The organism is Niveispirillum sp. CC-CTL257 (genome assembly GCF_059489915.1).
Genome location: NZ_JCAJXE010000001.1, coordinates 723957 through 736587, shown reverse-complemented (window position 1 = coordinate 736587; position 12631 = coordinate 723957). Strand labels below are relative to the sequence as shown.

Below are 12631 nucleotides of genomic sequence, written 5' to 3'. Positions count from 1 at the left end.
GCGTCAGGGAGTATGTAGACCATCAACAAATCCATCTGATCATGGTTCACGCCTTGTCCGCCGACAATCACGCCGCTGAAACCGCCCCGCCCATGGCCGCCACCATCGGCGATAATCCCGTCCGCCTGTGGGGCATGAGTTCCGCCGAACGCCTGCGCCGCCAATGCGTGCGCAATGGCGTGACGGAGGTCCGGGCCTGGGACGGGCTGGATCAGGGCCGTTCACAGTTACTGCTGCGCACCGACTGGGTGTTTGACGAGGTGCTGGTGCGCGATCTGGCCAAACGGCCGGGCACCATCCTGGTGGACAGCCGCAATCAGGAACCCGTCGCAGCCCATGTGTCCGCCGAGGATGCCGCCGAGGTGGCCGAGATGCTGAACAGCAGCCGAATCGTTCCCGCCGATCTGGCGGCACGGCTGCGCGTGCTGGTGCCGGATGATCTGTCCTCCTCCTACAATCATGCGCTGCGCAAGCGCGAAACCCCGTTCCTGCTGCGCCTGACGCCGGAGGCGCTGCCCAAGATCGAACAGCGCATGTTCGCCGGCAGCTATAAGGGCGTCACCGACGTCATCACCAAATATGTCTGGCCGCTGCCGGCCCGGCACGTGACGAAAATCTGCGCCGTGCTGGGCATGACACCCAACATGGTGACGGGCATTGGCGCGGTCCTGATGCTGCTGGCGCTCTGGCTGTTTGCGGAGGGGCATTACCTTCCCGGCCTTGCCGCCGGCTGGGTCATGACCTTCCTGGACACGGTCGATGGCAAGCTGGCGCGCGTGACGCTGACCAGCAGCAAATGGGGCAATATCTTTGACCATGGCATCGATCTGGTCCACCCGCCCTTCTGGTGGTGGGCCTGGGTTGCCGGCCTGTCGGCGGCGGGCTTCACCATGCCGGGCGGAGAGATTTTCGCCCTGATCGTGATCTGGGCTGGCTATGTGTCGCAACGTTTGCAGGAAGGCTACTTCATCAAGCGCTTCAAGATCGACATGCACACCTGGCGACCGTTCGACAGCTTCTTCCGGCTGATCACGGCGCGGCGCAATCCCAATCTGGTGATCCTGACGCTCGCCACCCTGCTGGGCCGCCCGGATATCGGCATGGCGCTGGTGATCTTCTGGATCGTTGCCTGCTTCGGCGTGCATATGGCGCAGATCGTTCAGGCCGAGCAGGCATCGAAAAAGGGCCCCATCACCTCCTACCTGTCCGCCTGATCCATCATGGTGCGTCCAGGTCTTATCCGTAATCCGTTCAGCCATCGGAACAAGGCCGGCGGCATCGATCTGCCGGCTGACGCCGCACGCCTGTTCGGGGGCCATGTGGCATCCCCGGACACCCCTGAAAAGCTGGTGCAGGCCCTGCGCGGCTTTGCGGATGGCGGTGTGGATGTCATCACACTGGATGGTGGTGACGGGACCGTGCGGGAGGTCCTGACCGCCCTGCCCCATGCCTATGGTGAAGCGGCCCCCGCGCTAGCCATCCTGGCGGCAGGCAAGACCAACCTGATCGCCGCCGATGTTGGCACCCATGGCTATGGGCCGCGTGGTCTGGCAGGCTTGGTGCGAGCAGCACACGAGGGGACGCTGGGCACGCGCACCACGCGCCGGCCCGTCCTGTCGCTGCATTGGCCGGATGGCGAGCATGGGCCGGTGCGCGGCATGTTCATGGGGGCCGGCGCCTTCACGCGCGGCACCGACTTGGCCAATGCCGCCATCCATAAGGCCGGCTTCACCCAGGAAATCGCGGTGGTGCTAACCATGGCGGGCGTGCTGGGCCGGGCACTGATCGGCAATGACAGCCATGGCTGGCTGGCCGGAGAGGCCTTCACTGCGACGGTTGACGACGATCAGGCACAGGACGGCAACCGCTTCCTGTTCCTGGCGACGACGCTGAACAAGCTGATCATGGGCCTGTGGCCCTTCTGGGACCATGGCACGCAACCCATGCGTTTCCTGGATGTGGCGGCCAGTCCGCCCGGCCTGCTGGGCGCCCTGCCGCGCCTGATGACAGGACGGCCCAGCGCCGGCATGCGCAATACCGGTGCCTATCGGTCGGGCGGGGCGGAACGGATCGAGCTGCAGCTGACCCGTCCCCTGATCATGGATGGGGAGACGTATCCCGCCGGTCGTGTCATCCTGTCCGCCGCCGACAGCATCACCTTCGTTCAGCCGTGACCGACCCGCTTTCCGCCCTGATTGATCAGGAATGGGACCTGTCCCTGCCCGCACCCGCCGCCGCCCTGGTGGCGGCCCTGGTGGCGCATGGCGGGCACAATGTCGCTTCGGTGCTGTTCTACGGCTCCAATCTGCGCACGGGTGACGTCGAGGGGCTGCTGGACTTTTATGTGCTGGTCGACAGTCTGACAGGCTGGCGGAACAGCCGCCCCTTGGCCGCCGCCACCCGCCTGCTGCCGCCCAGCGTGGAATATTGGGAGGTGCCGTGGCAGGGCCATCTGTTGCGGGCCAAGGTGGCCGTGATGGGCCTTGACCAGTTCGCGCGCAGCACCCGTTTTGACGGCATGGACACCACCATCTGGGCGCGGTTCACCCAGCCGGTGATGCTGGCCCACACCCGCGACGCGGCGTCACGCGACAAGGTACGCGCCGCCGTGGCCCAGGCGGTCACGACGGCCACCCGCTGGGCCGCCCTGCTGGGGCCGGCGGACGGGACCGCGCGGGATTACTGGAAGGCCCTGTTCAAAGCCACCTACAGCGCCGAGCTACGCGTGGAAAAGGCCTCACGTGGGGTAAGCATCGTGGACCATGCCGCCGACCGCTACACGGCCTTGCTGCCCCCCGCCTGGGCATCGGCGCGGGTTCCATTTGAGGAACGGCCCGATGGTCACCTGCACCCGCTTCTGTCACCGGCTGAACGGGCAAGGGCGGCCAGCGCCTGGGCGTGGCGCGGGCGGTTCGGCAAGGTGCTGAACATCGCCCGGCTGGTAAAGGCGGCCTTCACCTTCACCGGCGGGGTCGATTACCTGTTGTGGAAGCTGCACCGTCATTCCGGTGTGCGGCTGGAACTGACGCCATGGCAGCGGCGTCACCCGATCCTGTCGGCCCCCGGCATCCTCTGGAAGCTGAAGCGCATGGGGATCATCCGGTGACCGGGCGGGTAGCGAACCCCACGCTCGCCCATTACAGCGCGCATGCCGCGCATTATGCCGACCTTCTGGCCGATCATGACAGCGCCGGTGCCCGGCACCGGTTCCTGACAACCATCGACAAACAAGCGCCCGTCATTCTGGACCTGGGATGCGGCGCCGGGCGGGACCTTGGCGGCTTCCGGGATGCCGGCGCCATGGCGATCGGGGCTGATGGAAGCTCGACGCTGGCCGCGATCGCGGCACAGCAGACGGGGTGCGCCGTGCATGTGCTGGACCTGCTGTCTAGCGATCCCGCCCCCTGGATGGATTATTCGTTCGACGGGATATGGGCCCATCATCTGTTCTTCCACCTCCCGGACATCGCCCTTCCGCAGGTTCTGCACCGGGTCGGGAACTGGCTGCGGTCTGGCGGTGTTTTCTATGCCTGCGATCCCACGGGCGATGGCATGGAAGGCATGGCCGCCGATGGCCGCTATCTGGCGTTCCGCCGCCCGCAAAGCTGGAAGGCGGCGGTGAAGGGGGCTGGGTTCACCCTGCTTGCTGATTGGCGCCGGCCCGAAGGATCGCCGCGCCACCGGCAGGAATGGCTTGCCACCCTGTGGCGCCGGTTTTGACCTGACCGGATTTTTCCCGCACAAAGACGGTCCAGGCCGACACCCGGAAGGAACCCGATGATCGAAGACATCCTGCTTTTCATCGCTGTGGGCTTCGCCGCCCAGATGGTGGACGGAGCCATCGGCATGGCCTATGGCGTGACAGCCAGCAGCGTCATGATGTCAATGGGCGTGCCCCCCGCCACGGCCAGTGCCAGCGTACATGTGGCGGAAATGTTCACGACCGGGGCGTCAGGCTTCGCCCATTGGCGGCGCAAGAATGTCCGCCTTGATCTTGTCTGGCGGCTGGCCCTTCCCGGCATGCTGGGCGGCGCGCTGGGTGCCTATGTGCTGTCGGGGATCGATGGCAATGTCATTCGGCCCGTGGTGGCCGTCTATCTTCTGGCCATGGGTGGACTGATCCTGTGGAAGGCATTGCACCCGCCCCCGCCGCATGAGCTGTCAACGCGCAAGGTCGCGGGCCTGGGGCTTGGCGGCGGCTTCCTGGATGCCATTGGCGGCGGTGGCTGGGGCCCGATGGTCGCCAGCACCCTGATCGGTGGCGGCACCCAGCCGCGCTACGCCATCGGCTCCACCAATCTGGCTGAATTCTTCGTGACGATGACGGTGTCCTTCACCTTCATCTTCACCATCGGGCTGGAATTGTGGCCCGCCATCCTGGGCCTGATCATCGGCGGCGTTATCGCGGCACCGTTTGCGGCGATGGTGACACAGAAACTGCCAGACAAGCCGATGATGATCCTCGTTGCTGTGGTCATCATGCTGCTCAGCCTGCGCAATCTGGTCGACGTCATACAGAAATGGCTGGCCTGATCGGCCAGCCATCAATCACTTACTCGTAATCGGGGATATCCGGCATCTGCTCCACATCCGGCTTGCCGTCGCGAATCCAGCCGTCCCGTCGCTGACGGTAGAGGGAGCGCATGGAGGCGTAATAGTCGAAGCTGTTGCGCTTCACATCGTCCAGCGCCTCAATATATTCGGCCCGTGTGTCCAGCGCCGTCAGGGTGCCCCGTGTCAGGGTGATCCAGTCCTGGTCGGTATTGCTGGCATAGTTCGACACCGGATCAGCGAAATACTCACCCACGAAGCCGGTGGCATCGCGCACCGATGACGGGCCCAGCAGCGGCAACACCAGATACGGGCCTTCAGGGATGCCCCAGACGGCAAGGGTCTGATCCAGGCTTTCATATTCATAAGGCATGCCATGATCGGCGGCCACATCCATCAGACCGCCCAGGCCAATGGTGGTATTGATGGTGAACCGGCGCAGCACATCGCCGGCCCCATGCCAGTCCCCCTGCAGAAGCTGATTCGTCAGGTCCAGGGGGGAGCGCAGGTTGCGCAGAACGTTGCGCACACCCTTCTGCACCGGGGTCGGAAGGACGGTACGGTAGACCTTCGCCGCCGGGCGGATGATGACCACATCCAGCCCTTCATTGACCCAGAAGATGGCCCGGTTCACCGGCTCCAGCGGGTCGTTCACATCCTCTGCCGGACCGGCGGCGACCAGGGCTGCATTGTCCACGTTCAGCGCTGGCGACGGTGCCGTCGCATTATCCTGCGCCGCAACCGGCACAGCCGTAACAGCAAGGGCCAGCAAGGTAGCTAGCGCGGTGCGGTGCAGCAGATGGGTGGCGGACAGGCACGACATGGGCAAGGCCTCAACAGCAACAGAAAATCAGCGGTGGTACGCGAACCTTGTTCATGTAGGCCGCATCCGTCCGCTGTAAAGTGATAACAGTCACAGCAGAAGTCGCCATTGCCAACGCTGCATTTCGTCTACCCCGTCATGCATGGCCTATGCGGATGGGCAGCCTGCTGCTAAATGGGCGGTGCATACCCATTTCAGACAGCTCGACACGTGGCCCGTAAGACGTTCCGTTCCCCCCTCACCTCCTGGTTCGGCGATGACCGCCTGCGCCGCCTGTTCGCCAATGCCGGAATCCTTCTGGGTGGCAAGACGGTGAACGCCATCGCCGGCCTGGCGGGTCTCGCCATTGCGGCGCGGGCGCTGGGCGTGGAACAGTTCGGCATCCTGGTCCTGATCCATACCTTCACCCAAACCATAGGCGAGATCGCCAAGTTCCAGAGCTGGCAAGCCGTCCTGCGCTATGGCACCCCCGCCCTGAATGAGGGGAGGATCGGCGATTTCCAGCGCCTGCTGCGCTTCACGGCCCATCTGGACGGGTGGAGTGCGGTGGCCGGCACCTTCCTGTCGGTGGCCGTCGCCTGGGCGCTGGGCCCATCGTTCGATTGGCCGGCAGAGCTGATGCCGGCCGCCCTGATCTATGTAACATCGGTCCTGTTCATGGTGCAGGCCACACCGACGGGCATCCTGCGCCTGATCGACCGGTTTGACATCCTGTCGGTGCAAAGCACGCTAGGTGCGATCATCCGCATGGTGGGCGGCGGCATCGCCTGGATGATGAGTGGCGGCATCGTCGCGTTCCTGGTGGCCTGGTACATCGCCACCGCCATTGCGGGCATCTACCTGATCGCTAAGGGCTGGTCCGAGTTGCGCAAGCGTGGCCTGCTGGACGGCTATAGCTGGCGCGGCGACGGCAAGCCCATGACCCATGGATTCGACGGGGTGTGGAGTTTCGTCTGGTCCACCAATTTTTCCTCCACCCTGGAACTGGCCTATACCCATATCGGTACGCTGGCGGTCGGCTGGATGCTGGGGCCGCGCGACGCCGCCCTGTTCCGCATCGCCCGGCAGCTGGGGGAGGCACTGGCCAAGCCTGCCAAGCTGCTGATCCCGGCCATCTATCCGGAACTGTCCCGCATGATCGAGGCGCGGCAGTTCGGCGAAATGCGTTCCCTGATTCAGCGCTCGGCCCTGCTGGCCGGGGCCGGAGCCTTGCTGGCGCTGGTCATCTGCTGGTTCATCGGGGAAATCGGCCTGCGCCTGATCGTGGGGGAGGAGTTCGTGCCCGCCTGGCCCGTCATGATGTGGCTGGTGGCCGCCGCTGTTGTCGGCATCTGGTCCTTCCCGCTGGAACCCGTGATGGTTTCGGCGGGTGAGGCGCACAAGGCCCTGATCGTGCGCATCTGGACCACGACGCTCTATATCCCGATCCTGCTGGCTTCAATCCACTGGTTTGGCTTGATTGGCGCAGGCTGGGCCCGCATGTTCTCCGCCATATTGGTGTTGGTCGCGTTCCTGGTGCCGGTCGTGCGCTGGTTCCGGCACAAGATGGCGGAGGAGCGGAACAGGCAATGAGGATCGGGTTTCTCTATAACAGTCAGAATCACCAGATCCTGCATTCCCTGCCCCTGGCGTTAGAACTGTCGATCCTGCATCCCGAATGGCAGGTGGATATTCTGGCCCCCAGCCAGGATCATCTGGATTATGTCCAGCAGTTCATCCCTCTCTATCCCGGTGCCAGGGTCACACTGCGCCTGATGCCGCAGCCCCTCGGCATTCGTCTTTACCGCCGCTTCCGCGCCCTGCCTGTGCCGCCCAAGGTCTGGTCCCTGTTCCATAACCGGGGCCTGCTGAACCAGTATGACGCCCTGGTTTCGACGGAGAAGACCAGCCTGTGGCTCCGCAATCTGGGCGTCCGGCGACCGAAATTCATCAATACCGAACATGGCGCCGGCGATCGCAATGTGGCCGTCGATCCCCGCGTCGCCAAGTTCGACTTCAACATGATCCCCAGCCCGAAGATCGCGAACTGGCTGGTGGAGGCAGGCTATCTCACGCCCGAGCGCTACGCGGTTTCCGCTTATACGAAGTTCGATCTGGTGAACCGCCTGCAAGGACAGCGTCCGCCCCTGTTCAACAATGGCCGGCCGACCATCCTCTACAATCCGCATTTCGACCCGACTCTGTGTTCCTGGCCCCGTTTCGGCATGCGGGTGCTGGAAATCATGGCCAATCAGGACCGCTATAACCTGATCTTCGCGCCCCATATGCGGATGTTCGATCCGGTGACGCCGGGCAAGCTGACGGCGTTCGAACGGTTCCGGGGCCTGAACCATGTCCGCATCGATCTGGGCAGCGATGCCAGCTGCGACATGACCTACACGATGGCGGCTGACCTCTACATGGGTGACGTCAGCAGCCAAGTCTATGAATTCCTGTGTAAGCCGCGCCCCTGCATCTTCCTGAATGCCCATGGCGTCGGCTGGCAGGACAATCCTCGTTATCTGTTCTGGACCTTCGGCCCTGTGCTGGACGATGTCGAGGATCTGCCGGCCCGGCTGGACGATGCCTTCGCCAGCCACGAGCAATGGCGGGGGGGGCAGGAACGGGCCTTTGCCGCCAATTTCGACCTGTCGGTGGCCGATCCGGGGCGGCATAATGCGCAATTGCTAGCAGAATGGCTGTCCCGCGCCATTTGACATGCGGCAGGGGTGCCCCTACATCCGCGCTGATTGCCCGAAACCTCCCGCTCTGGTATGAGCCGGCATGGACGGGCCTCCATATGTTGGGGGCACGCTTTTGTCGTTGCGCATCGTGAACGGCATTCAATCCTTCGGTTCGGGCCTCCCGCCCCCTTGTTCGGAACAGTACGCCATGGCCAGCCCCACCCCTTCCAAGCATGCTCTCGCCTCCCGCCTGGCGGATTTCGCCACGGTGCCGGAAGCGATTGAATACGCGGCGCGCGGGGAAACCGGCCTTAATTTCTATTCCGGCAAGGGTGAGCTAACGGAGGCCCTGCCCTATGCCCGAATGTATGCGCAGGGTGTTGCGCTGGCAAAGCGCATGCTGGCCAAGGGATTGGTGAAGGGTGACCGCGTTGCCATCATCGCCGAAAGCGATGGCGACTTCATGCGCGCCTTCACGGCCTGCCAGTTCGCAGGTCTGGTCCCCGCCCCCCTGCCCCTGCCGGCAGCGTTTGGCGGCAAGGACGCCTATATCGAGCATATCCGTCGCATGATGCAGGGGGCAGATGCCGCCGCCGTCCTGTCGCCGGCCTCCCTGTCCGATTGGGTGAAGGCCGCCGCCGATGGCCTTGGCATGAAGGCCGTGGGCACGCTTGCCGTGTTCGATGATGTCGATGGCACAGGGATTGAGCTACCGACCGTCGGCCCCGACGACCTCTGTTACCTGCAATTCTCCTCGGGCAGCACGCGTTTCCCGCTGGGCGTGGCGGTAACGCAGCAGGCGTTGATGGCGAATGCCTATGCGATCACCCATCATGGGCTGAAGATCACGGCGGCCGACCGCTGCGTTTCCTGGCTGCCGCTCTATCACGATATGGGGCTGGTCGGTTTCCTGCTGACCCCGCTGGTCTGTCAGGTCTCTATCGACTATCTGCCGACCCGCGAATTTGCCCGCCGCCCGTTGCTGTGGCTGAACCTGATCACCCGTAATGGCGGCACGCTGTCCTACAGCCCCAGCTTCGGGTATGAGCTGGCTGCCCGGCGCGCGGAAACCGCATCGACGGAAGGCATCGACCTGTCCACTTGGCGCGGGGCCGGTATCGGCGGCGACATGGTGCGCCCACGTGTTCTGCGCAAGTTTGCGGAAACCTTCGCCCCGCGCGGGTTCAGCGCCGGCGCCCTGGTGCCATCCTATGGCATGGCAGAGGCGTCGCTGGCCCTGTCCTTCGCGCCGCTGGGCGTCGGCCTTGTCACCGACCGGGTCGACCTTGACCGGCTGGAAGGCGACGCGGTGGCCGTGCCGCCGGGTCCCCAGACGGAGCGTGAGCGTGAATTCGTGCTGAACGGCCCTGTCCTGCCGGGTCATCAGATCGAAGTGCGCGATCCCGATGGCAAGGTGCTGAGCGAAAAGCAGGTGGGCCGGCTGTTTGCGCGCGGCCCCTCCCTGATGCGCGATTATTTCAATCGGCCGGAGGAAACGGCGGCCGTTCTGTCCGCCGATGGCTGGTTGGACACGGGCGATCTGGGATATCTCTGCGAAGGGCAGATCGTGATCACGGGCCGCGCCAAGGACCTGATCCTGGTCAATGGCCGCAACATCTGGCCGCAGGACCTGGAATGGTCCGCCGAACATTCCATCGACAGTTTGCGCAGCGGCGACGTGGTCGCCTTCTCCGTCGATGGTGATGGCGGGGAGCAGGTGGTGGTGCTGGTGCAGTGCCGCCCGACGCAGGAAGAGGCGCGCGCCGCCCTGGCCGCACAGGTACAGGGCGTGCTGCGCGCGGCCCACGGGCTGGAGGTGAAGGTGGTGCTGGTGCCCACCCACTCCCTGCCCCAGACCTCGTCTGGCAAGTTGTCGCGCACCAAGGCCAAGCAGATGCTGCTGGCCGGTGAGTTTGGCGCCAACGCCATGCTGTCCGCCTGACCATGAAGGTCGCCGCCATCACGGGTGGCACGGGCTTTCTGGGCCGCTATATCGTAGCGGCCCTGCACCGCGCTGGTTATGCCGTCCGCATGCTGGTGCGCCAGGACCCGGTGCATCCGCTGCTGGCTAATGTCCGGCCCGAACTGGTGCTGGGTGACCTGCGCGACGATGCCGCCCTGGCAAGGCTGGTCACCGGGGCCGATGTCGTCATCCATGGCGCCGGCCTGATCAAGGCGCGGAACCGGGCGCAGTTCTTCGCCGTGAATGAGGGCGGATCAGCCGCCGTCGGTCGCGCCGTCGCCACCCACGCGCCCAGCGCCCGCCTGTTGCTGATCTCCAGCCAGGCCGCGACCCAGCCGCACCTGTCCCATTACGCCGCCAGCAAGCGGGCGGGAGAGATTGCAGCGTTGGCGGCCTATCGTGGACCCGACTGGTGCATTATCCGCCCGCCCGCCATCTACGGCCCCTGGGACCGGGAAACCCTGTCGCTGTTCAAGGCGGCGGCAGGGCCTGTCGTGCCTGTGCTGGGTGGGCCCGACGCACGCCTTGCCATGGTACAGGTCGCCGACGCCGCCGACGCCATCGCCGCCCTGGCCGCCCCCGGCGGACCGCAGGGGCAAGAATATGCGCTATGTGACGGCGTTACTGAGGGCTATGACTGGCACGCCCTGCTGGATTGCGCGGCGGACGCTGTAGGGCATCGCGCGGCCCGCGTGCGGGTGCCAATCCCACTCTTGCGCGCCATCGGTCTCGCCGGCAGCGCCACCGCCGCCCTGACAGACAGGGCTGTGATGCTGACCCTGCCGAAAACGCGGGAAATCACCCATCCCGACTGGTCTGTCGCGTCGCAGCAAATGCCGCCTGAATCGCTCTGGAAACCTCGCGTCGGCCTGCGTGAGGGCTTCGCGGATGCGGCAAAATGGTATCGGGAGCATCGCTGGATATAGCGATTTGAACAAAGTTCGCTGCAAACTGTTGCGAATTTACCCTGTGCTGTGTCATCTGTCACAGGTGTTCCATGCGTTTTGTGGTTTGCTCTTGCATCCTTCGGCGTTGCAATTACCTTACCGGAAAGTGACGCTTTTTAGGACAGAGGCCGGGGGGCACCGGCTGTTCGCTACTGCAACAACCTATTCTGACAGATTTCCGGGGCGCTTTAATGACTACCGACGTCAACGACATCGTCGAAACCATCATCGCCGCCCTGGTCAAGACCTTGCCAACGCCGGTCACCGTCACGACGGAGACCAGTATCACGCGTGATCTCGGCCTGGACAGCCTGGCCGTCATGGATTTCGTGATGGTGCTCGAGGATAAATTCGACGTCTCGATCCCGATGGAACGGATCGCGGAGGTTGAAACCATCGGCGACCTGGCCAGGACCATATCGGAACTCCGGGGGCACGCCTGAGAAATGACGATCCTTGCCAAGTACACCAAGCTCCGCGAGCATTATCACCGCATTGCCGGCGCCGGCCGTGACCCGTTCACGGTAAAGTTCGATGCGATGCTCTCCCCCACAGAGGGCATGCTGAACGGTCGCCGCACGATCCTGCTCGGCACCAATAACTATCTGGGCCTGACCTTTGACCAGAGCTGCATCGACAAGGGTGTCGAAGCGCTGAAGTCGTTTGGCACGGGCACCACCGGCTCGCGCATCGCCAATGGCAGCTACGACGGCCATGCCGCGCTGGAGCGGGAACTGGCGAAGTTCTATGGCCGTGAAAACTGCATGGTCTTCACGACCGGCTATCAGGCGAACCTGGGCATCATCTCCACCCTGGTGGGCAAGGATGACCTGCTGTTCCTGGATAGCGACAGCCATGCCAGTATCTATGACGCGGCCAAGATGACCCCTGCCCAGGTCATCCGCTTCCGTCACAACGACCCGGAAGACCTGAACAAGCGTCTGCGCCGCGTCGCCGACCATCCCGGCAACAAGCTGGTGGTGGTCGAAGGTATCTATTCGATGCTGGGCGACGTTGCCCCGCTGAAGGAATTCGCCCAGGTCAAGCGTGAGAATGGCGTCTACCTGCTGGTGGACGAGGCCCATTCCATGGGCGTGCTGGGTGACACCGGTCGTGGTCTGGCGCAGGAAGTGGGCGTTGAGGATGATGTAGACTTCATCGTCGGCACCTTCTCCAAGAGCCTGGGCGCCGTCGGCGGCTTCTGCGTCTCCGACCTGCCGGACTTCGACGTGTTGCGGGTCGCCTGCCGTCCGTACATGTTCACGGCCTCCCTGCCCCCCTCGGTCATCGCCACCTGCCTGCGCTCGCTGGAGCGGATGCAGGAAGAGCCGGGCCTGCGCACCAAGCTGATGGCCAATTCCAAGCGCCTGTATGAGGGCCTGCGGAACAAGGGCTTCCAGGTTGGTCCCGACGTCAACCCCATCGTGGCGGTCTCCCTGCCGTCGATCGAGCTGGCGATTACCTTCTGGAACCGTTTGCTAGAAGAGGGTCTGTATCTGAACCTCGCCCTGCCGCCGGCCACGCCGAACAGCCAGTCCCTGTTGCGCACCAGCGTCAGCGCCGCCCACACGACCAAGCAGATCGACACCGCCATCGAACTGTTCGGCAAGGTGGCCCGTCAGCTGAACGTGCAGCCGTCCCTGGTACAGACCGCCGCCGAGTAAGGCTGGTTCGGTTTGGAACA

The 12631-nt window shown here is 64.3% G+C and carries 12 protein-coding genes; 11 read left to right on the top strand and 1 reads right to left on the bottom strand.

The features are described from left to right. The first annotated feature begins 53 nt into the window (after positions 1 to 53). Genes ABC729_RS03635 through ABC729_RS03615 form a run of 5 tightly spaced genes read left to right on the top strand, consistent with a single transcriptional unit; the run spans position 54 to position 4533 of the window. Positions 54 to 1214, top strand: coding sequence for a CDP-alcohol phosphatidyltransferase family protein (locus ABC729_RS03635; RefSeq protein ID WP_495606289.1), 1161 nt, complete (start codon positions 54 to 56; stop codon positions 1212 to 1214). 6 nt (positions 1215 to 1220) lie between these two features. Beyond that, entirely contained in the window at positions 1221 to 2174 is a 954-nt protein-coding gene (locus ABC729_RS03630; protein WP_495606288.1) for a diacylglycerol kinase family protein, read from the top strand. Continuing rightward, positions 2171 to 3106: a hypothetical protein gene (locus tag ABC729_RS03625; protein ID WP_495606287.1), complete on the top strand. Its 936-nt coding sequence runs from the start codon at positions 2171 to 2173 to the stop codon at positions 3104 to 3106. The genes ABC729_RS03630 and ABC729_RS03625 overlap by 4 nt, the downstream gene beginning before the upstream one ends. Beyond that, positions 3103 to 3720 carry a class I SAM-dependent methyltransferase gene (locus ABC729_RS03620; RefSeq protein WP_495606286.1) on the top strand — a complete coding sequence of 206 codons (618 nt, stop codon included), beginning with the start codon at positions 3103 to 3105 and terminating at the stop codon, positions 3718 to 3720. The genes ABC729_RS03625 and ABC729_RS03620 overlap by 4 nt, the downstream gene beginning before the upstream one ends. A gap of 57 nt (positions 3721 to 3777) precedes the next feature. Then, positions 3778 to 4533 (top strand): sulfite exporter TauE/SafE family protein, encoded by a 756-nt coding sequence (locus tag ABC729_RS03615; protein WP_495606285.1) that lies wholly within the window; start codon positions 3778 to 3780, stop codon positions 4531 to 4533. 19 nt (positions 4534 to 4552) lie between these two features. Here ABC729_RS03615 and ABC729_RS03610 read toward each other — a convergent pair whose 3' ends face one another. Next, the gene (locus ABC729_RS03610) at positions 4553 to 5374 is read right to left on the bottom strand and encodes an MlaA family lipoprotein (protein WP_495606284.1); all 822 of its coding nucleotides are present in this window, start codon (positions 5372 to 5374) and stop codon (positions 4553 to 4555) included. A 210-nt stretch (positions 5375 to 5584) separates the two neighbouring features. On the opposite strand from ABC729_RS03610, the gene ABC729_RS03605 reads away from it, so the two are divergent. From ABC729_RS03605 to spt, 6 genes are all read left to right on the top strand, one after another. Beyond that, complete coding sequence (locus ABC729_RS03605; protein ID WP_495606283.1) at positions 5585 to 6946, top strand: lipopolysaccharide biosynthesis protein; 1362 nt, start codon at positions 5585 to 5587, stop codon at positions 6944 to 6946. Then, on the top strand, positions 6943 to 8070 hold the full coding sequence (locus ABC729_RS03600) for a CDP-glycerol glycerophosphotransferase family protein (protein ID WP_495606282.1): 1128 nt from the start codon (positions 6943 to 6945) through the stop codon (positions 8068 to 8070). Before ABC729_RS03605 ends, ABC729_RS03600 begins: the two co-directional genes overlap by 4 nt. A 175-nt stretch (positions 8071 to 8245) precedes the next feature. Continuing rightward, positions 8246 to 9979 (top strand): fatty acyl-AMP ligase, encoded by a 1734-nt coding sequence (locus ABC729_RS03595; protein WP_495606281.1) that lies wholly within the window; start codon positions 8246 to 8248, stop codon positions 9977 to 9979. A 2-nt stretch (positions 9980 to 9981) separates the two neighbouring features. Beyond that, positions 9982 to 10926 carry an NAD-dependent epimerase/dehydratase family protein gene (locus ABC729_RS03590; protein ID WP_495606280.1) on the top strand — a complete coding sequence of 315 codons (945 nt, stop codon included), beginning with the start codon at positions 9982 to 9984 and terminating at the stop codon, positions 10924 to 10926. Positions 10927 to 11138: 212 nt separating this feature from the next. After that, positions 11139 to 11390: an acyl carrier protein gene (locus tag ABC729_RS03585; RefSeq protein WP_054167148.1), complete on the top strand. Its 252-nt coding sequence runs from the start codon at positions 11139 to 11141 to the stop codon at positions 11388 to 11390. 3 nt (positions 11391 to 11393) lie between these two features. Continuing rightward, entirely contained in the window at positions 11394 to 12611 is a 1218-nt protein-coding gene (gene spt / locus ABC729_RS03580; protein WP_495606279.1) for a serine palmitoyltransferase, read from the top strand. Positions 12612 to 12631 lie beyond the last annotated feature (20 nt).